The following is a 22585-nucleotide window of genomic DNA, read 5'->3' as shown; positions in this document are numbered from 1 at the left end:
CGTGCGGCGCCGAGGCAGAGGACCAGCCCAGCGCCCCGTCAGTACTCGACGCGGTCGGACTTGGCCAGCCCTGCACGCGGCACGCATCGCGCACATCCGTATCCTGCGACTCCTTCGGGCTTGCTCCACAGAAGACGCTGCTCCCTCCCAAGCTGTACGAGATACTCGATCTCGAATACATCGCCACAGGGGATGACAGATACGCCCTCTATGGGCCGCCCGCCATCTCGGTGCACAAGGCGACCGGCGGATGTCGGTTCATCGGTATGCGGGAATTCAGGGCTGTGGATCCGTTCAATCGCTGGTCTCACCAGGCTTAGCCGGAGACGGCCTTCGGCCAGCCTTGGGTGACTGTTGCCTTCGCCTGCTCCAGTTGTGCGTCCGTCGGGAACTGTGGTGTTCCCTCGACCGTCGGCAGTCGGGCGGCGGCGGTCTTGTCGAGGGTGCCGTCCTGGCGCATGGCGTCCATGAGTACCGGGCGGGCGTACGTGCGCAGCCGGAGGTTCTGGCCCTCCGGGCTGAAGAGGTACTCCTGCCACAGGCGGGCCGTCGCCGGGTGCGGGGCGTTCTTGTTGACCGCCAGCGCGTAGTACTGGGCGAAGGTGCCGTCGAAGGGGATCGAGACCTGCCAGTTCACGCCCTTGTCGCGGAGTTCCTCGGCGTAATGGAGGTTGATGTAGTCCCAGTTGATGCTGATGGGGGTCCGGCCGCTCGCGACCGTCGCCGAGGTGGAGTGGACAGGGTTGAAGTTGCCGCGGTTCTTGAGCTCGGCGAAGAAGTCGAGACCGGGCTGGACGTTGTCGAACGACCCGTTGTTCGCCAGCGCGGCCGCGTAGACACTGGCGAAGGCCGTGGCCGACCGGGGCGGGTCGCCTTCGAGTGCGACCTTGCCCGTGGCGCCGGGCTTCAGCAGATCGGCGAAGGTCTCCGGACAGGCCCCGACCCGGTTGGCGTCGCAGCCGATGGAGATGTAGCCCCCGTAGTTGTTGGACCAGCGGGCCTTCGCATCCTTCTGATGGTCGGGGATCGCATCGTAGGCGGCCACCTTGTACGGCGCGAGAAGGTTCTGCGCCGCCGCCTTCCGCGCGAACGTGTCGCCCACGTCGATCACGTCGGGCGCGCTCGGCCCGTTCCCCCTGTTCCTCAGGGCGTCGATCTCGTCCTCGCTGTGCCCCAGCGGCTCCTCGACCGTGACCGTGATCCCGTACTTCTTCTCGAAGCCGCTGATCAGGCCGCCGTAGTTGGCCCAGTCCTGCGGCAGCGCCATCGTCGTGAGCGCGCCCTCCCGTTTCGCCGCCGCGATCAGCGCGCGCATGCCGCCCATGCTCTCGGCGGACGTGGCAGACGACGGCGGTGCGGGGCCGGCGTTCGGTGTGTTCCCGCAGGCGCTCAGGCTGAGTGCCACAAGAGCGAAGCAGCCGAAGCCCGCCGCTGCTCGGGCACACGGTGTAGTCACGGCTGCTCCCGGACCTGGGGGGCGAGGTGGTCGCCTCGACCCGCTGTCGGCGGTGCCCCTGGGACCGGAACCGCGGGCGGCGGGCCTCCCGCTGCGCCTTGCGCCTCCCCGGCTCCACGGCGCCGACCAAGTGGCCACCAAGGCCAGAGTACCCGGGGGCCCGGAGGGCGGAACGTCGTCCGGGACGCCCGCGATCATCGTCCTCGCCCCGGCACCCCCCGGCTTCTCCCGGCGCACCTCACAGCGCGCTGTCGTCCCACTCGGCAAGCAGGATCTCGCCGAGATCCTCGCCCTCCGGCGCGGCGCCGTGGGGCAGGGGCCGTTCGGCCCAGATGACCTTGCCGGTGGGTGTGTAGCGGGTCCCCCAGCGTTCGGAGAAGCGGGCGACCAGGAACAGGCCGCGGCCGCCCTCGTCGGTGACCTTCGCCCGGCGCAGCCGCGGTGAGGTGCTGCTGCCGTCCGCGACCTCGAAGATCAGAGTGCCCGCATCGGGACTGCCGGGAGGCCGCGTGCGCAGCATCCGCACCGTGATGGGCTCGGCTCCGTAGCGGACGGCGTTGGTGATCAGCTCGCTGAGGATGAGTTCGGCGGTGAACGCGACCTGCTCCAGCCCCCACTCCGCCAGCCGGCGGGCGCAGGCGGAGCGCACGGGGGCCACCGCCGCCGGGTCACGGGGCACCTCCCACTCGGCGACCTGATCCGGTCCGAGCCGGCGCGTGCGGGCCACCAGCAGCGCGATGTCGTCCCGGGGCTGGTCGGACAGCATGGCCGCCGTCACCGCCACGCAGGTGGCCTCCGGCGTGCGGCCAGGCCCGGTCAGAGCCTCGTGCAGGGCCTCCAGGCCGGCGTCCAGGTCCCGGGTGCGGTCCTCGATCAGCCCGTCGGTGTAGAGCACCAGCCGGGACCCCTCGGGCACCGTGAGCTCGGCGGTCTCGACGGGCAGGCCGGCGCCGAGTCCCAGTGGCGGGGAGACGGGCAGCCGAGGGAAGTAGACGGTCCCGTCGGGCCGGACCAGTGCCGGTCCCGGGTGGCCGGCGGTGGCGACGGTCAGCCGCCCGGAGGTGGGGTCGTAGACGGCGTACAGGCAGGTCGCTCCGGTGATCATCCCCTGCCCGTGCTTCGCCGCGGTGGCCTCCTCGGCATCGATCTGCGCCACCAGCTCGTCCATCCGGCCCAGTAGCTCCTCCACCGGCATGTCCAGGCCGGCGAAGTTGTGCACGGCGGTGCGCAGCCGGCCCATCGTCGCCGCGGCGTGCAGACCGTGGCCGACGACATCCCCCACGACCAGCGCCACCCGGGTACCGGACAGCGGGATGACATCGAACCAGTCCCCGCCCACTCCGGACTGGGCCGGCAGATAGCGGTAGGCCACGTCCAGGGCGGACTGCTCGGGCAGCGCGCGGGGCAGCAGGCTGTGCTGCAGGGCGACGGCCATGGCGTGTTCGCGGGTGTACCGGCGGGCGTTGTCGATGCACACCGCTGCCCGGGCGGCCAGCTCCTCGGCGAACGACGCGTCCTCGTCCTCGAACGGCGGGGAGCCCTGGGCGCGCCAGAAGTCCACCACGCCCAGCACCACGCCGCGGGCGCGGAGGGGCACCACGAGCAGGGAGTGGATGCCGTGATCGAGGATCCGCCGGGCACGTTCGGGCTGTACGTCCCGCCAGACGTCGGAGGCGTTCAGGTCGACCAGGACCGGGCGGCCCTCGACCATCGCCGTGGAGACGGGGTGCGCCGGGACGAACCGGATCAGCTCGTGGACGGGGTGGAGGGGATGGCCCGCGTCGAGACCCGCGACGGCGCAGCGGCGCAGCTCGGTGATCCCGGCGGGCGCCCCGGAGGTCTCGTCGCCGCGCAGGACCTGGTCCAGCAGGTCGACGGTGGCGATGTCGGCGAACCGGGCCACCGCCACCTCGGCCAGCTCCTCGGCCGTGCGCCTCACATCGAGCGTGGCGCCGATCCGCACTCCGGCGTCGTAGAGCGACTGCAACCGTTCGCGCGCCACCTCCGCGAGGCCGGCGAGGGCCCGCAGCTCGGTGGTGTCCCGGAGCGTGACCACGCTGCCGGTCAGTCCGTGCGGTGCGGTGAGCCGCTTGCTGACCGCGAGCAGCCGGTCGGCCGCCAGGTACACCTCGTCGGTGGCGGGGCGGTCGGAGGTCAGCAGTCCGGCGAGGTCCTCGTCCAGCCCCAGTTCGGTGACGGGCCGTCGTTCCGCGTCCGCCGGCAGGTTCAGCAGCCGTCGTGCCTCGTCGTTGGCCAGCAGCAGCCGGCCGTCGTCGCCGACGATCAGCACGCCCTCCCGCACCGCGTGCAGCACCGCGTCGTGGTGCTCGTACATCCGGGTCATCTCGGTCGGCCCCAGGCCGTGGGTCTGCCGCCGCAGCCGCCGGCTCACCAGTCCCGACCCGCCCGCGGCGACCACCAGGGCCGCGGCGGTGCCGCCGAAGAGGACCGGCAGCTGCTGGTTCACCTTGTGTCGCACCCGCTCGACCGTGACGGGCACGGAGACGACGGCGACGACCGAGCCGTCGGGACCCTTGACGGGAACCGCCGAGATCACGGAGAGCCCCAGTGAGCCCTTGAACGTGCTCGTGAACGGTCTGCCGGTCGCCGGCGCCGCGTAGGGCCCGATGACGCGTCTGCCGATCTGCCGCGGGTCACTGTGGGTGAGGGTGATCCCGTTCAGCCTGTACACGATGATGGCGTCGACGCCCGCGGCCTTCCGGGCCGCCTCGGCGTGCGGCTGCAGTGCGGCGGCCGGGTCCGCGCTGTCCAGTGCCGCCACGATCCCCGGGGAGTGCGCGAACGTCTGCGCCGTGGCGAGCGTCCGGTGCCGGGCGTCCGCCATCACGTCTCGCTGAGCCTGCACCACGAGTGCCACCAGAGCGGCGGCGGCGAGCAGCAGCACCACGGCCAGCTGGAGCAGGAAGACCTGGCCCGCGAGGCTGTGCACGCCCAGCAGCGAGCCCGACCGCCGTGTCTCTTCCGCCTGACGGGGCGGACCGGGCCGATGAGTCCGCACGGACGCATCAGGCGCATCACGCCCGGAGTGACCCGAAGCTCCGCTCATATCCCCTTTCTATCGTTTTCCACCGTTTCTGGGCGGCCGACCACGCATCGACCGGGACGGACCGGTTCGGCCAGCGGTCGGTCCAGGTGTGTGTCACCCAGGTCCGGCCGACCATGGATGAAGGCAGCACACCCGCCGGTACGGCAGGAGCCGGGGTGCCGAGCGGGAAGGACAATGAGGCATGGGTACGACGGACTCCTCCCGAGCAGGCCACAGCCGGTCGGTGGCGGGGTTCGCCGCGCCGCCCAGTGGCCTGTTCGATCTGCTCAGCGTCGCTGCCGTGGTGCTGAACGCGCAGGGCCAGGTGGTCTTCTGGAGCCCGAAGGCCGAGGACCTGTTCGGCTACACCGCGGCGGAGGCGCTGGGCCGGAACGCGGCCCGGCTGACGGTCCACGAGGAGCACCGGGACGCGGTGATCAAGCTGTTCGCCGAGGTCATGGAATCCGGCACCGACTGGGCGGGGGCGTTCCCGATCCGGCACAAGGACGGCAGCACCCGCCTGGTGGAGTTCCGCAACATGCGGCTGCTGGACGACCTCGGCGACGTCTACGCCCTGGGCCTCGTCGCGGACCAGGCCGCTGTGGAGCGGATCGAGCGGGATGCCGCCCTGGCCATGCGCCTGGTGTCCCAGTCCCCGGTCGGGCTGGCCATTCTCGATCCCGAGCTGCGGTACGTGGCCATGAATCCCGCTCTCGAACGCATCACGGGCCAGTCCGCCGCCGAGCGTCTCGGTCGGCCGGTCCGCGAGATCCTGACCTTCCTGGACACGGACCCCGAGGCCCGTCTGCGCCGTGTCCTGGAGACGGGCGAGTCGGTCGTGGACCGGAACATCGTCTGCCGTCCCCCCAACGACCCGGACCACGAGCACGCCTGGTCCGTCTCGTACTACCGGCTGGAGGATTCCGGTGGACGGGTGCTGGGCCTGGCCTACTCCGTCATCGACGTCACCGAGCGTCACCAAGCCGCCGCCGAGGCCGCACAGGCCCGGCAACGGCTGACGCTGATCGCCAGGGCTTCCGCCTGCGTGGGTACCACCCTCGATCTGGAGACGACAGCGCGCGAGCTCGCCGACCTCGTCGTCCCGGTCCTGGCCGACGTGGCAGCCGTGGACGTGCTCGACAGCGTCCTCGACGGCCGTACCCCGCCGCACGAGGGACCCGCCCTCTTCCGCGCCCTCGCGGTCAGCGCGGCCCAGCCCACCGAGGCGGTGCACGCGGCCGATCCGCCGGGGGAACTCGCTCCGTACGACAGCGACCGCCTGATCACCCGGTGCGTGCGCACCCGCCGACCGGTACTGGTGCCCCACACCACCCGTCAGGACCTGGAGCGCATCGCCCGGCACGGCGAGGCCGCCGCCCTCCTCGCGGCGGCCGGCGTGCACTCCTACCTGGCCGTACCGCTCCTGGCCCGGGGCGAGGTCCTGGGCGCCCTCGACCTCGCACGCACCCGGAACCCCGCGCCCTTCGACGACGACGACGCGATCCTCGCGGGGGAGCTGGCCGCCCGGGCCGCGGTCTGCATCGACAACGCCCGCGGCTACCAGGCCCAGCGCCAGGCGGCCCTCACCCTCCAGCGCAGTCTGCTCCCGGAGCGCCCGTCGCACCTGCCCGGCCTGGACGTCGCCTGCCGCTACCAGCCCGCCGGCGCCACGAGCGAGATCGGCGGCGACTGGTACGACGCGATACCTCTCCAGGGCGACAGAACCGCCCTGGTCGTCGGGGACGTCATGGGCAGCGGCATCGAAGCCGCCGCCACCATGGGGCAACTCCGCAGTGCCGCCCGTGCCTTCGCCGAACTCTCCCTCGCCCCCGCCGAGGCCCTCCATCACCTGGACCACCTGACCGAAGGAGTCGAGCAGACCATCACCACCTGCATCTACTGCGTCTACGACCCGCACCGGGGCACGTGCGAGATCTGCCTCGCCGGTCACCTGCCCCCCGCCCTGCTGCGACGCGGCCACCCGGCACGGCTTCTCGACCTCCCCACCGGCGCGCCCCTGGGCGTCGGCGGAGTGCCCTTCGAGGCCGCCACGATCACCCTGAACCCCGGCGACGAACTGGTCCTCTACACCGACGGCTTGGTCGAGACCCGGAGCGAACCCATCGACGCCCGCCTGGACGTCCTCCTTGACGCCCTCACCGCGACCCGCGGCCACGATCTGGAGGGCACCTGCGACCGCATCCTGGAGATCCTGCGCTCACCCGGGGGCGAGGACGACGTGGCGCTGCTCATCGCCCGGGTCCGGTCCTGAGCGATCCCATCGAGGATCACGCCGTCACCGCGGCGGTCAGCGCGCCGGGACCGACAGCGGGGGCTGTCGCGCATGTCCTGGGAACGTCCGGCGGATCCGGCTCACATCCGGGCGTACGGCTGAGGCGACAGCGTCTCGAACGGGAGCCGGACGGTGGTGGCCGTCCCGGTGTCCGCGTTGGACGTGCGCAGGGCGGTCAGTTCATCCGCCGTCAGCGCGCGCCGCACCAGGCGGAACTCGTCCAGGGAGCCCTTGAACCGGTCGTAGCCGTCCGGCCTGGCCCCCAGATGGAGACCGAGCACGGCGAAGCCGTCCTCGTACGTCACCGAGCCGGCCGGAGCCGTGGCCTCGCCGCGCGCGCCACCGTCCACCGACAGGCTCAGCCTTCCGCCTGTGCGCTGGAGCACCACATGGTGCCAGGCGCCGTCGCCGAAGGCGTAGGCCGCGCTGCCGTCGGCGACGTAGACGGTGGTGGTGGCCGTGTTCGTCTGCAGCACGGCGGCGAGCCGGTCCTGGCCCGGCTGGGCCCGCAGCCACAACTGCCGTTCGGCGCCGCCGACGCCGTACGCCCAGAAGACGACCTGGTTGGCGCTCGTCTGGCTCGCCGTGTACCGCATCCAGGTCGCCACCGTGAAGTCACGGGAGCCGAGGGCCACGTCCGCGCCGTACGGCACCTCGACGGAGTCGTCCGTGCCGTCCAGGGCGAGCCCGGCGCCGAACCGGCCGCCGCCCGCCGAGGCCGTGGGCACGGCTCCGCCCCGTACGAAGGCGTGGTCGCAGTGCACCGACGAGTCCGGGGTCGCCGGGCCCGCGGCCGGTCTGACCACCTGGTGGGCCTCGGTGTGGTCGTTCTCCATGGACCACGACAGGGCGGGCCTGTCGGCCGGGTAGCCGCCCGTGGAACCGACGGCGGACTGCGCGACCCTCGTCAGCTCGTCCGTCGTGAGCGCCCGCTTGTAGAGCCGGGCCTCGTCCAAGGTGCCGGTGAACACGTCGAGGGTGCCCGGCTTGGAGCCGACCCTCAGCCCCTCCGGTGTCGCCGTCGAGGTGAGGGCGCCGGACAGCCCGGTCGTCTCGGCGGCCGTGGTGCCGTCCACGCTCAGCCGCAGCGTGCCGCCGCTCCGGCTGACCGCGAGCAGGTGCCAGGCGCCGTCCCCGAAGGCGGCCGACGGGCCGGGGTCGGTCAACGCCACCTGCACCGCACCGGCGGGCGTCTCGGCCCAGGCGAGCAGCCGCCGCTGGGACGGCTGCGCGCGCACCCACAGCGAGGGCTCGCCGGGGACCGAGCCGTAGGCCCACAGCAGCGCGGCGTTCGCGTCGGACTCGGTCAGGGTGTGCCGGAACCACAGGGTGTAGGTGAAGTCGCCCGAACCGACGTCGAGGGCCGGCAGATAGGGGACCTCGACGCCGGGCCGGGACGCCGAGACGGTGATCGCGCCCTTGCCGACCCGGCCGGCCACCTCACCGGGCACGCCGCCGAGAAGGGTGCCGTCGGCGCAGTGCCCCGAGACGTCGTCCTCGATCGCGACCGAGGTCAGCGCGGGCACGTCGGCCGTGTCGACCACCTGGAACGGCAGCCGCACACCGAGCGAACCGTCCGCGGAAGCGGCCGCGTTCGCCGTTCGCAACTCGGCGAGCTGGGCATCCGTCAGTGCGCCGCGGTACACGCGGAACTCGTCCAGGACGCCGCTGAAGGGGTCACCGGCCGCGGTGTCGGGTTTGGCCCCGAGCCGGATCCCGTCGACACCGTCGACGCGGTCGGCGCTGACCGATCCGGCCACCCCGGTGGCCTGCGCCGAGGACGTGCCGTCCACCGAGAGCGTGATCCGTCCGCCGCTGCGCACCAGCGCCAGATGGTGCCAGGCGTCGTCGCCGAAGGCGGTCGACGGGCCGGGGTCGGTCAGTGCGACGGAGGCGGTACCGCCGGTGCCCTGCACCCAGGCGTAGAGCCGGTTCTGGCCGGGCTGGGCGCGCACCCATACCTGCGGTTTCGTCGCACCGTACCCGTAGGCCCACATCAGCACCCGTTGCTGGGTCTCGCCGGGCTGCGCCTTGTACCTGAAGAACAGCGAGTAGGTGAAGTCGCCGTCGCCCGGGTCGATTCCCGGCGCGTACGGCACGTCGGCGTACTCACCGGTGGCGTCGAGGGTCAGACCCTGGCCCCAACGACCGGTTCCGAGCGCCGAACCTCCGGCGAGATAGGCGTCGTCGGCGTCCGGTGTCGTGTCAGGGGTGGTGCGGCCCGCGGCCCGGGAGGCCCCTGGATGCACCGCGCCGGTGAAGGTGCCCGGCACGCCGGCCGCCGCCGGGGTGAAGCGGTTGAAGTAGATGTTGGCCGCGGAGAAGCCGTCGCCGCCCTCGTAGACCAGGCCGATCTCGCCGTCGGCCAGCTCGGCCAGGTCCGAGTACCCGGCCCGCTTGGCGTTGATCTGTGCGGCGTCGTGCCAGGTGGTGCCACGGTCCGTGGAGTAGCGGATCCGCATGTTCTGGCGGTCCGTCGGGTGCGAGGGCGCCGAGAGGACGAGAGTGTCACCGGGCCTCGCCTGGTACGTCCGCTCCAGCGCCAGGACCGACGCCTGCACCTCGGGCGTGGTCAGCGACGGCACGACCTGCTGCGCGGGCACGGTCGCGCCCGAGTCGGTGCTGACGGCGTGCGTACGGTGACCGGACGAGGCACCGTTGTTGTTGCGGGCGCCGATGTAGACGTCCCCGTTGTCGAGTTCGGCGACCGTGGGCTCACCCGGAAGCATCCCCGGCCCGAAGGAGTCGGCCGTGGCGCTCGGGAACCAGTCGTGGCCGTTGTCGCTGTAGAGCACACCGACGAGCTGGGGATCCTGACCGGGCTGCGGAGGGGACTCGTACGCCCCCACCACCAGCCGGCCCGCCTTGTCGCCGCGCTGGAGCTGAATGCCGTGCGAGGGGCCGGTGCCGAACCAGCCGTCCTGGGGGTTCGACAGCCGCGGCAGCGGCTCCGGCGGGCCGAAGGTCAGCCCGTCGTCCGTGCTGTGCTGGATCCGCGGCAGCCGTTTGCCGCCCGGCTCGGCCGGTTCCGACGTGGAGAGCAGATGGACCTCGCCGGTGCGCAGGTCGGCGACGGGGGAGGGGTTGCCGCGCGTGTAGGGCGTCTCCGGGTCGGTGTCGCTGCCGGCGAGCGCCACGCGGACGGGGCCCCAGGTGCGGCCGCCGTTCGTGGAGCGGCGGACGACGATGTCGATGGCACCCCGGTCGCCGCACGAGGGCGAGCGGCGGGCCTCGGCGAAGGCGAGCAGGGTGCCCGCCTTCGTACGGACGATCGTGGGTATGCGGAAGCAGCCGTATCCGGCGGTTCCGGAGCGGAACAGGATCTGTTCGGTCCCGATGAGGCCGTCGGACGACGGCTGTACACCGCCGGCGGCGGCGGGCGGAGCGACGGCTCCGAGGAGGATCAGGGGCAGGGTGACAAGGGCGGCGCCGAGGGCGCGTATGCGCAGCCGGGACACGGCGGTGCAGACCTTTCTGGTGCGGTGAGGACCCACGTGTGAGGACCCGCGGGTGAGGACTCGCGGGTGAGGACTCGCGGGTGAGGACCGGCGGGTGAGGACCCGCAGGTGAGGACCGGCGGATGAGGACCCACGGGTGAAGGCCGGCGGGTGAGGACCCGAGGTGACCACCTGGCCGTAGGCAGACCGCCGCCCGGCCTGCCCCGCCCCCGTGCCGACAGGACGGAGGGAAGCGGGGCGGAGCGGGCGGCGGTGAGGGCGGGGCGTGACGGCCGTCGGGCCGCCGCGGCATCCGCTACGGTCTGATCACTTGGCCGGCGGGGCGGTCAGCTTGCTGCCGTGGAAGTCCGGCGCGTCGGCCGCGGCGCGCATCGCGCTGAGCGAGGAGGTCTGCTGGACCTGGTAGATGCGGGTCTGGTTGTCGGCGGTACGGAAGGTGTAGGCCCAGGTCGGACCGGTGGGGCTGGTGTAGGTGAAGGCGGTCGGCTCGGTGGCCGACGCTTCGGAGCTCACCTGCTGCCAGGCGCGCCAGGCACCGCTGCCCTGGGCGGTCTCGCCGGTGTTGTGGACGCAGCCGTCGGTGCCGCGGACGACGACCTCGGTGAGGCCGGTCAGCGGGGAGATCACGGCGCTGGGGGAGCCCTGCGCGGTGACGCCGGCGACGGTCTCCCAGGCGCCGTAGGCCCCGCCCTCGGCGGACTGGCCGCTGGTGACCACGTTGCCGCTCGCGTCCGTGGCGAAGACGCGCATGCGGTAGCCGGGGTAGACGATGACGGACGGCGTGCCGGTGATGGCCTGGGTGCCCATGCCGGTCCATGCCGAGAGCGTGCCACCCTCCTTGAAGAGGGCGGTGGAGAGGGTGCCGTCGGCCTTCCTGCCGAAGAGCTGGATGCCGTCGCGCACGGTGACGGCGGTGAGGGGGCCCGTGAAGTCGCTCCCGGAGAGGGGCATCCAGCCCATGAAGTCGACGTTGGCGCGCTGCTGGATGCGGTACCAGGGCTTGCCGTCCGCGTCGAGGGCGAACTGGGTCATGAGCCCGCTGGGGGTCTTGCCGGTGACGGCGTGCTGCTCCATGGCGCCGGCCAGATCGATCCAGTTGCCCCAGTCGGCGGAGCCCACGGCGGTCTGGTTGCGCTGCCAGACGCTGCCGGAGGTGTTGTGGGCGGTGACGACGACGCGGCCGTCGGTGTGCGCGGAGAGCGAGGGCCGGCCGGTGAAGGCCTCCTGGCCGGAGATCACCGTCCACTGGGCGCCGTTGATGTCGGCCGGGTCGGTGCGGCCGTGGACCAGGCGGCCGATGTTGTCGGTGTAGGCGAGCTCCAGCTTGCCGTCGGACGCCTGCATCACGGAGTTGGGGGTGTACGACTCCAGCGGGACGGGCGTCGCCGCGGGCGTGTGGTTGACGTTGAGCTTGCAGATGTCGGGCCCCGCCGAGACCGAGACGTAGCCGGCCCAGCCGGACGCCTCGACCTGCTTGTTGTAGACGGGCCAGTCGCGGATGTCCTCGTCGAAGCGGTAGTACGTGACCGCGCCGCCGCCCTTGACGCGGAACAGCGTGTCACCGCCGTACGACGACATGAACTTGGTGTCGCTCCAGTCGGCGGCGGACTCCAGCACATGGCGTTCGATCCAGCGCTGGCTGGTGTAGTCGTAGCGCGAGCGGTAGAGCTTGCCGTCGGTCGCGTCGCGGCCGTAGATGACGCCGCGGTCGCCCGCGTAGATGGCGTCGTAGTTCCAGCCCATGTCGACGATCTTGCCGCTGCCCTCGACGAAGTCGTTGGCGGTCGCGTCGTAGCGGTACCAGCGCAGGTCGTTGGTGGCGCCGGAGAGCGTCCATATGTAGCCGCCGCGGTCGATGGTGATGTCGTCGATCCGATCGGCGGCCCTGAACTGGGTGAAACCGGTGCTGATCTTCCGGTGGTGGACGTCCCAGGTGTTGCTGGAGCTGATCCGGTGGCTGTAGTACAGCCCGTCCGACTTGATGCCGTAGAAGGTGGCACCAGGGCCGGCGAGCATATGACCGTAGCCGGTCCAGGTGGTGTCGATGGTGCTGACCGCGGGCAGGGCGTTGCCGACCGCCGGATCCGGCATGTCGGTTCTGCTGAGCTTGCCCGCGGAGTCCAGGGTGTAGGTGGCCCCGCCGGAGCCACAGGTCAGCGACACGGCGGCCGCCGCGGGAGCGGAGGGCAGTACGCCGGTGAGCGGAAGGGCGGTCGCCAGGGCCGCGGCCAGAGCAGTGGCGGAGATGAGTGCGCGCGGTGAAATCCTGTTCATGACATGGACGTTAAGAGTCCGATGGTGAACGCTGCCCTTTCAGAAAGGTGAACAAAGATCTCCAATAAGGATCTTGAAGGTGAACGGATGACCTCAACCGGCCACGTGCCGAGAGCAGTTGACGGGACATCAAGGAATTGACCGGCCTGGGGGCGGTTCGGTGCCTCCTGAGGCGTCAGATGAATGTCGCATGAACTCGGGCCGAATTGCCGCTGAATGACACCCCAGGGGGAATCCATGCCGACTCCCGGCGCACGTCAATGACCTGAAGCGGCGTTACCGGCGAGCGCCCTAGGAAAATCACGTCTCGCTTCCCGAGGTGATGATCACGTAATGATCACGCCGAGATGAATGGTCTTGTCATGTAGTCGACATGATGATGGTGGTCCTGCACGCTCCCTGTGACCATTCGTTCGTTCTGTGGGGGAGCCGTGACGGCGTACCGGACGCTCGCGCGCACGTTACTGATGCCAAGGTTTCTGCGTTCACGCTGGGGCAAGGCCATCGCGCTCGCCGTGGCCACCGTCATCGCCGTCGGCTCGCTCGCCGTCGCGGGCGTCGGGATCCTCCTCTTCCCCGGGGAGCCGGCCGCCGCCAAGGGCCCCGGCCAGCGCTGGGGCAGTGCCGAGGGGCTGAGCCACTTCGCGGGTGGCAGGCGCAACAACGACGTGCCGCGGTCCCTGCGGGCCAAGTACCCGCTGAAGAGCCCGCCCGCCGCACGGCCCGCGGTGCGGAAGAACGTCGTCGAGGTCACCACCCCGGCCCCCGCGAAGGTCAAGGGCTTCGACCGCGGGACGAGCAAGGAAATCGTCTCGGAGCGCGACGCCCGCAGCCGTACGTACGCCAACGAGGACGGCACCCGCACCACCGAGATATCCACGAGCCCCCTCAACTACCGTGACGCCCGCGGCGTCTGGCGGAGCATCGACAGCTCCCTCGTCGAGGACGCCGACGGCTGGTCCAACACCGCCGACTCCGTGGCCGTCCGCTTCGCCGGCCGGGCCGACGCCGGTGAGCTCTCCTCCGTCACGCTGCCCTCCGGTGAGTCCTTCGGGTACGGGCTGAGCGGCGCCGCCTCCGTGGCGGGCAGCGCGGACGGCGCCCGCGTCAGCTACGGGCAGGTGCTCCCGCACACCGACCTCTGGCTGGACTCGCAGGCCGGCGGGGCCAAGGAGACCCTGGTCCTGAAGTCCGCCGCCGCCCCGAACAGCTTCCTCTTCCCGCTCCATCTCGAGGGCCTCACCGCCAAGGCCGACGGTGGATCGATTCTGCTGACCGACGCCGACGGCCGCACCCGGGCCGTCGTCCCGGCCGGGTTCATGGAGGACGCCGACCGGTCCGTCTCGCACGCCGTGACGTACGAACTCGTCCGGCAGCAGGACGGCGGCCAGGCGCTGAAGGTGACCGCCGACCGGAAGTGGCTCGCCGACCCGGCCCGTGCCTACCCCGTCCGCATCGACCCCTCCGTCGACACCACGTCCGCCTCCACCTCCATGACGGTCCGCAGCGGCGGTTCCGTCGTCGGCTCCAGCGAACTGCAGGTCGGCAAGGGACCGGACGGCGCCTCCGCCGCCTACCTCGGCTTCCCCGGACTCGACGAGGAGCTCAGGTACCACCAGATCTTCGGTGCGCAGCTCCAGGTCGTGAACTTCGAGTCGGCCTCCTGCAAGCCGCGTTCCGTCTCCGTCCACCCCGTGACCGAGTCGTGGACCGCCGGCACCGGCACCGCCTACCCGGGCCCCTCGGTCGGCGGCGCCCTCGCGTCGAAGTCCTTCGCCTACGGCTACATCGGCTTCGGCCAGTCGAAGTCGGCCTGCCCCACCTCCGGTGAGCTCTTCGACCTCGGCAAGGGCGGCCGCGACCTGGTCCAGCGCTGGGTCAACGGCACCCAGGCCAACTACGGTCTGTCGCTGCGGGCCTCGGCCACCGACTCGCTCGCGTTCAAGAAGTTCACCGGCCACGCCACGGCCAACCCCCCAAAGCTGTTCGTCACCCACTCCCCGTACAACGCGTCCTACAGCTTCCCCAAGCCCGTCCCCGACCCGCCGGTGCTGCAGAACCAGGCCGGACAGGTCAAGGTCACCGTCACCAACAAGGGCGCCGAGACCTGGACGCCGTCCACCTACTACCTCGCCTACCGCGCCTACGACAAGAAGGGCAAGCTGGTCACGCAGCAGCGTGCGGGCAGCCTCACCGGCAACGTGGCCCATGGCGCCAAGGTGACGGTCGACGCCACCATCAAGGCACTCCCGCCGGGCGTCTACATGCTCGACTTCACGATGGTGCGCCAGGGCGGCAAGGTCTTCACGGACGAGCAGGTGCCGCCGGGCCGCCTGACCATCCAGGTCTTCGACATCGCGCCGGTGGTCAAGGAACAATTCCCGCCCAACGGCTACCAGGCCCAGACCCTGGCCCCGCAGCTGTGGGCGGCGGGCGTCGACATCGACGCGCCCCCCGGCTCCTCGCTCCAGTACAAGTTCGAGATCTGCGAGGCCGACAAGGACGGCAAGCCGACCGCCTGCACCACCTCGGCCTACCAGACGAGCTCGGCCTATCCGGTCCCGTCCGGCCGGCTGAAGTGGGGCAAGACCTATCTGTGGCGCGGCTTCGTCAAGGACGCGTCCAACGAGGTCCCCACCGCGCAGGTGGCCCTGGTGGCCGCCGTTCCGCAGCCCGAGATCACCTCGCGGCTCTCCGGCGCGCAGGGCAAGGAGTTCGACCCGAACGTCGGCAACTTCACCTCCAGCGCGACCGACGCGTCCCTCGCCGGCGTCGGTCCCGACCTGACGCTCATCCGTACGTACAACAGCCTCGACCCGCGGCGTGACCTCGCCTTCGGCGCCGGCTGGACGACCCGCTTCGACATGCGGCTCACGCCGGACGACGACGGCAGCGGCAACGTCGTCATCCGCTACCCCGACGGCCAGGACGTCCGCTTCGGCAAGAACGCGGACGGGACGTACGCCCCGCCCCCCGGCCGCTTCGCCAAGCTGACCTTCGACTCCACGGCCGGCACCTACAGGCTGCAGGACAAGTCCGGTACGACGTACGACTTCAGCACGACCGGTCTGCTGGCCAAGATCACCGACGCGTACTCCAACTCGGTCACCTACACCTACAGCGCCGGCAAGCTCGCGACCGCGACGAACAACCGCACCTCCCGCTCGCTGACGTTCACCTGGACCGGCGCGCACGTCACCAAGGTCCAGACGACCGCCGTCGACGGCGCCCCGCTGGCCTGGACGTACAGCTACACCGGCGATCTGCTGAACTCGGTCTGCGACCCGCTCAACGGCTGCACCCAGTACAGCTACGGCACCGGCAGCCACTACGCCACCACCGTGCTCGACTCCCGCCCCGAGTCCTACTGGCGCCTGGGCGAGGAGGAGGGCACCGCGGCGAACAGCGCCAACGAGGCCAACCTCGGCAAGGACCGCGGCACCTACCAGAACGTCACCCTGAAGGCCGCCGGTGCCATCAGCGGCGACCCCGGCACCGCCGCGTCCTTCAACGGCACCACCTCACGCGTCGACCTGCCCGCCGGCACGCTCAAGAAGAGCCGTGACGAAGCGGTGGAGGCGTGGTTCAAGACCATCGCGGGCGGCGTCGGCGGCCCGCTCGTCGGCTACCAGGACAAGGCCTGGGGCACCACGCCCGGCACCGGTGTCCCGATGCTGTACGTCGGCACCGACGGAAAGCTCCGCGGCCAGTTCTGGACCGGCACGGCCGGGCCGATCACCGACAGCACCAAGAACGTCAACGACGGCCAGTGGCACCACGCCGTGCTGTCGATGTCCGGCTCCACCCAGAGCCTCTACCTGGACGGCAAGCTCTCGGGGACCAGCACGGGCAAGCAGCCGCTGCAGACCAGCCTCACCTACAACCAGATCGGCGCCGCCTACGCCACCACCCCCGCCTCCTGGCCGGGCTGGGGCTCCACCGCCGCCAAGTCCTTCGCGGGCACCATCGACGACGTCGCCGTCTACCACCACCCGCTGGGCACCGCGGCCGTCGCCGCCCACTACCGCGAGGCCGGCCGCACCGCCGACGTCCTGACCAGGACGACGCTGCCCAGCGGCCGCATCGCCTCCGAGGTCCAGTACGACACCACCCGCGACCGCGTCCAGGAATACACCGACCGCAACGGCGGCACCTGGGAGGTCGGCACGCCCGCGGTCTTCGGCAACGACAAGGACCTGCGCCGCACCGTCGAGGTGCGCGACCCGATGGACGCCCCGTACTTCTACGAGTACGACGGACTGTCCTCGCGGCTGCTGCGCTACGGCGAGCCGATGGCGCTGGGCGCCCGCGAGTCCGTCACCGCGTCCCCGTCCCCGTCGCCGACCGACCCCGGCCAGGTCTGCACCCAGCCCGACCCGGGCGACCCGGCCTTCTGCACCGATCCGCCCGGTAACGGCGGCGACGGGCCGGACTTCATCCGGTACCCGGTCGACGGTGTGGCCATCCGCTCCTTCGAGTACGACGACAACGGCTTCCAGACCGGGATCACCAGCGAGAACGGCGACAAGGTCACCCTCGGCTACGACGACCGCGGCAACGTGACCAGCCGGACCACCTGCCGTTCGGCCGGCGACTGCCAGACGTCGTACACCACCTACCCGACGGCGACCGGCGACTTCGACCTGCGCGCCGACCAGCCGTCCGAGACCCGCGACGGCCGCTCGGCCGGCCCCACCGACAACCGCTATCTCACCAAGTACACGTACAACACCAGCGGTGCGCTGCTCACCCAGACGGCGCCCGACGGCGGCACGGCCAGGAACACGTACACGACCGGCGCCGAACCGGCCATCGGCGGCGGCAACACGCCCACCGGCCTGCCGCTCACCACCGCCGACCCGCGGGGGAAGATCACCCGCTACCAGTACTACAAGAACGGCGACCTGGCCTGGGTGACCGAGCCGTCCGGCAGCGTCACCAAGTACACCTACGACGCGCTGGGCCGCAAGCTCTCCGAGACCGTCGTCACCGACGCCCAGCCCGCCGGCACGACGTCCACCTTCACCTACGACAAACTCTCCCGGGTCCACACCCTGACCGACCCGCCGACGACCAACGCCGTCACCTCGGGCAGGCACCAGCAGCGGACCACCACGGACTACGACGCCGACGGCAACGTGGTGCGCACCGAGATCAGCGACCTGCTGGGCGGCGACGCCGCGCGGGTGATGACCTTCGGCCTCGACGACCACGGCCGCCCGGAGCTGGTCACCGACGCCGAGGGCAACGAGACCTCGTACACCTACGACGCTTTCGGCAACAAGACGTCGGAGGTGGATGCCAACGGCAACCACTTCGACTACGTCTACACCGCGCGCAACATGATGGCCGAGACCCGGCTGCGCGACTGGGACGACGACGGCGGCGACGACAGCTACACCGTCCTGCAGTCGTACGCCTACGACATGGGCGGCCGGCTCGTCCGGCACACGGACTCGATGGGCCGCTCGCTGATGTACCAGTACTACGGCGACGACCTGGTCAAGTCGATCACGCTCAAGGACTTCCACAACCCCGACGGGACCAAGCGGGACATCGTCGTGGAGTCCGACACCTACGACGGCGCCGGCAACGTCCTGACCGAGACGACCGCCAACGGCAAGCTGGTCACGGCGTACACCTACGACCCGGTCGGCCGGGTGAAGTCCGAGGTCATGGACCCCGACGGACTCGCGCGGCGTACGACGTACACCTACGACCTCGCCGGCAACGTGCTGACGACGGCCTCCAGCGGTTCCCCCTCCAACGTCCCCTGGCCGGTGAGCGTCAGCGGCGACTCCGTCCGCTACGAGTACGACGACGCGGGCAACGTCCTCCACGAGACGGTCGAGAACGGCACCGACTCACGCACCACCGACTACACCTACGACGACCGCGGGCTCACCACCTCCAAGACGGACCCGGCGGGCAACAAGACCGAGTACGGCTACGACGAGCTCGGCCGGCCGGTCTCCGTCACCGCACCCGCCGTCCAGACCGAGTCCGGCGGCGGCACGCCCGCCACCACCCGGCCCGTCACCTTCACCGGGTACGACACCTTCGGCGCGGTCACGGAGTCGGCCGACGCGCTCGGGAAGGTCAACCGCACCGCCTACGACCGGCTGGGCCGCGCCGTCACCGAGAGCTCGCCCGCCTACACGGCGCCGGGCTCCATCGAGACCGTCGCCCCGACCGTCACCAACACCTACGACGCGCTCGGCAACCTCACCGAGAGCACCGACCCGCTCGGCCGCGTGACCAAGTTCCAGTACGACCGCCAGAACCGGCTCACCGTGAAGGACGTGCCCGTCGGCACGGGCGACGACCGGGGCCAGTGGAAGTACACCTACACCCGTACCGGCGAGGTGCTGTCCGTCACGGACCCGAACGGCGCCCGCGCCGAGACGACCTACGACGACCTGGACCGCCCGGTCACCACCACCCAGATCGAGCGCAAGCCGCAGCCCGGCGCCTTCACCACCCGCAACGAGTACGACGACGCGGGCAACGTGGTGAAGCAGACCTCGCCGAGCGGCGCCGTCAGCCAGTTCACCTACGACAGCCTCAGCCAGCTGACCCGGCAGCAGGAGCCGAGCGGCGCCCTCACCCAGCTCGGCTACGACGCCTCGGGCCGCGAAGTGCGCCACACGGACGGCATGGGCCGCACCTCGGCGAAGATCTACGACCAGCTCGGCCAGCTCGTCCAGGACCAGGACCTGGACCCGTCCAACAGCGAGCTGCGCAAGGTCAGTTACACCTACGACAAGGCGGGCAACCTGGTCACGTCGACCAACCCGCTGAACCGTACGACGACGTACGCGTACGACGCCCTCAACCGGCTGACCAGCCAGACCGAGCCGGTCTCCGACACCAAGTCCATCACCACGTCCTTCGGCTACGACGCGCTCGGCAACCGCACCCGCTACACGGACGGCCGCGGCAACTCGACGATCTACACGGTCAACTCGCTCGGCCTCGCCGAGTCGGTGATCGAGCCGGCGACCGCCCGGGACCCGTCCCAGGCGGCCCGCACCTGGACGACCGCGTACAACGCCGACGGCGAGCCCGTGAAGCTCACCGCGCCGGGCAACGTGGTCCGCGAGCGCGAGTACGACAAGGCGGGGCAGCTGGTCCGTGAGACCGGCACGGGCGCCGACGTGGCGACCCCCGAGAAGCGGTTCCAGTACGACCCGGCGGGCCGGCTGGTCGCGGCGTCCTCCCCGAAGGGCGACAACACCTACGAGTACAACGACCGGGGCGCACTGCTGAAGGCGACCGGCCCGTCCGGCGACGCCACGTACCAGTACGACAGCGACGGGCTGCTCACCAGCCGCACCGACGCGGCCGGCACCGCGAGCTTCGGCTACGCCAGGCAGCAGCTGACCTCGGAGACCGACCCGCTCACCGGTGTGCGGCAGAGCTACACCTACGACGGCGCGGGCCAGGTCAAGAAGGTGGACTACGGCGCGGGCCAGTCCCGCAGCTTCACCTACGACGACCTGGGCCGGCTCGACACCGACACGCTGAAGAACAGCGCCGGCCAGACGATGGCGTCGACCGACTACGGCTACGACACCGACGACCGGCTGACGTCCAAGACCACGTCCGGCACCGCCAAGGCCGGGACCAACACCTACGGCTACGACTACGCCGGCCGCCTCACCTCCTGGACGGCCGACGGCACGACGACGGAGTACGGCTGGGACGACAGCGGCAACCGCGTGAAGAACGGCAGCAAGACCGCCACCTTCGACGAGCGCAACCGGCTGCTGTCCGACGGCGACTACACCTACGACTACACATCACGCGGCACGCTCGCGTCCCGCACCAGTTCCGGTCTGAAGGAGGACTTCACCTTCGACGCCTTCGACCGGCTGGTGAAGGCGGGAGAGTCCGGAACGCAGTACACCTACGACGCGCAGGACCGCATAGCGGCCCGAAACGGCGTGGACTTCTCCTACGCAGGCTTCGCACCCGACCCGGTGAGGGATCAGACCTCCACGTACGGCCGCGGTGCGGAGGACGAGCTCCTGTCGGTCGCCGAGAAAGGTGGTACGGCCCGGCTGACGGTGGAGGACAAGCACGGCGACGTCGTCGGCAGCATGTCCGCGTCGGACGGCGCGGCCCCTGCCCTGGACAAGTCCACGGCCTTCGACCCGTTCGGCCAGGTGCTCGGCACGGCCGACGTGGACGGGAACGCGGGGTACCAGGGCGACTGGACCGACCCGGACACCCGCCAGGTCGACATGCAGGCCCGCTGGTACAACCCGGGCACCGGCACCTTCGACTCCCAGGACTCGTACATCTACAGCTCCGGCGCGTCGATCCTGGCCAACCGCTACACCTACGGCGCCGGCGACCCGCTGGACTACAGCGACCCGGACGGCCACTGGCCGAGCTGCGGCTGGTGCAAGAAGGCCGTGAGCTGGACGGGCAAGAAGCTCCGCCAGGGCGCGCACTGGGTCTCCAAGACCGCCCAGTCCGTCTGGCACGGCGTGCAGTGGGCGTGGAACAACCCGATGGCGGCGTTCAAGCTGGCGCTGAGCTACGTCGGCAAGGCCGCCAACTGGGTCTACAAGAAGTCGGGTCTGAAGACGGTCGTCGACGCCACCGTCAACGCCGTCAAGTGGGTCGGCCAGAAGACGGGCTTCACCGAGTGGGCCCGTGAGAAGGCGAGACAGGCCGCCCAGGCCGCCTACCAGGCCAAGGTCTACATCACGAAGAAGGCCAGACAGGCGGCCTCCTTCGCGGCGCAGCACAACCCGATCCCGGCGATCATCGCGGCCACCAAGCCCCTGATAGCCGTGGGCAAGGCGATCGTCACGGCCGACCCGAACCTTCCGGCGATCATCGTCGGCGCGGCGGTCCAGGTCGTCGCCGATGCCGCCAAGGCCGCGGACCGCATCCGCGACGAGGTCGTCAAGCAGGTCGGCAGCGTCGTGGAGAGCGTCTCGGACGCGGTCGACTGGGGTGAGGTCTGGGACGACGTCAAGACGGTCGGCAACATCGTCGGCGACGTCACCGGCTTCAACGACATCAAGAACTGCGTCACCACGGGCGACATGGAGTCCTGCGCCTGGGCGGCGGCGACCGTGGGCGGCATCGTCCTCGGCGGCGCCGGCGCGGCGGCGGTCCGGGCGGCGAAGGCCGGACGGATGGCGGCGAAGGCGGCGAAGTACGCGGACGAGATCGCGAAGGCGGCGGAGAAGGGCAAGAAGGTCCTCAACGAGGCCGAAGAGGTGGCGGAATGCGTCTCGACCGCCAGGGACGTGGCCTCTCTCGCCAGTGCCAACAGCTTCGTACCCGGTACGGAAGTCGTGATGGCCGACGGCAGCCGCAAACCGATCGAGAAGGTCGAGGAGGGCGACGAGGTCCTCGCCACCGACCCGACGACCGGCAAGACCTCCAAGGAGAAGGTCACCGACACGATCGAGGGCAAGGGCACGAAGCACCTCGTCAGGCTCACGATCGACACGGACGGCGACAAGGGCCACGCGACCGACACCGTCACGGCGACCGAGGGCCACCCCTTCTGGGTCCCGGACCTCAAGAAGTGGCTGAAGGCCGGCGAACTGAAGCCCGGCGAATGGCTCCGCACCGGCTCCGGCACCCGCGTCAAGATCGAAGCGGTCAGCTCCTGGACCCAGCAGGCCGCGGTCTACAACCTGACGGTCGACACGGCCCACACGTACTATGTGGCGGCCGGGGCCACGCCGGTCCTCGTCCACAACTGTCCTGCAGGTGGCGATGACGCACCGGTAGAGATGATCCGGATGCGGCACTACACGAATTCGCGGGGCAAGGCGGGAATCGTTCAGAGCAAGGTCATCAGGGCGAGTGACCAGAACAAGGTCTTCCTCGTTCCGGCCAAGGGAAAGCCGATGAGCCCGCGTGACGCGGAGGCCACGCTGGGGATCGGGCGCGGCCGAGGAAATCATGTACTGGAGTTCGACGTTCCGGCCGGCCGGGTTAGTTCCAGATACAATTCGACGATGGGTATCACCGAATGGGTTGCAGATGGTGATCTTCCCGTCGAAAACATCCGCGTGAAAAGGTGA

The 22585-nt window shown here is 70.8% G+C and carries 6 protein-coding genes; 2 read left to right on the top strand and 4 right to left on the bottom strand.

Features of this window, described 5'->3' with window-relative positions:
• Positions 1 to 316: 316 nt before the first annotated feature.
• The gene (locus tag ABZ865_RS06650) at positions 317 to 1324 is read right to left on the bottom strand and encodes an extracellular solute-binding protein (RefSeq protein WP_361227171.1); all 1008 of its coding nucleotides are present in this window, start codon (positions 1322 to 1324) and stop codon (positions 317 to 319) included.
• A 370-nt stretch (positions 1325 to 1694) separates the two neighbouring features.
• Positions 1695 to 4406 (bottom strand): SpoIIE family protein phosphatase, encoded by a 2712-nt coding sequence (locus ABZ865_RS06645; RefSeq protein ID WP_361224935.1) that lies wholly within the window; start codon positions 4404 to 4406, stop codon positions 1695 to 1697.
• A 298-nt stretch (positions 4407 to 4704) separates the two neighbouring features.
• On the opposite strand from ABZ865_RS06645, the gene ABZ865_RS06640 reads away from it, so the two are divergent.
• The gene (locus ABZ865_RS06640; RefSeq protein WP_361224932.1) at positions 4705 to 6774 is read left to right on the top strand and encodes a SpoIIE family protein phosphatase; all 2070 of its coding nucleotides are present in this window, start codon (positions 4705 to 4707) and stop codon (positions 6772 to 6774) included.
• Positions 6775 to 6875: 101 nt separating this feature from the next.
• On the opposite strand, the gene ABZ865_RS06635 is transcribed toward ABZ865_RS06640, so the two are convergent.
• Complete coding sequence (locus ABZ865_RS06635; protein ID WP_361224929.1) at positions 6876 to 10253, bottom strand: sialidase family protein; 3378 nt, start codon at positions 10251 to 10253, stop codon at positions 6876 to 6878.
• Between the two features lie 306 nt (positions 10254 to 10559).
• The gene (locus ABZ865_RS06630; RefSeq protein ID WP_361224926.1) at positions 10560 to 12527 is read right to left on the bottom strand and encodes a tachylectin-related carbohydrate-binding protein; all 1968 of its coding nucleotides are present in this window, start codon (positions 12525 to 12527) and stop codon (positions 10560 to 10562) included.
• A 467-nt stretch (positions 12528 to 12994) separates the two neighbouring features.
• On the opposite strand from ABZ865_RS06630, the gene ABZ865_RS06625 reads away from it, so the two are divergent.
• On the top strand, positions 12995 to 22585 hold the full coding sequence (locus ABZ865_RS06625) for an HYD1 signature containing ADP-ribosyltransferase family protein (RefSeq protein ID WP_361224923.1): 9591 nt from the start codon (positions 12995 to 12997) through the stop codon (positions 22583 to 22585).

It is taken from the genome of Streptomyces sp. NPDC047085 (genome assembly GCF_040643735.1).
GTDB lineage: Bacteria > Actinomycetota > Actinomycetes > Streptomycetales > Streptomycetaceae > Streptomyces.
This window is presented reverse-complemented; position numbering and strand designations above follow the sequence as displayed.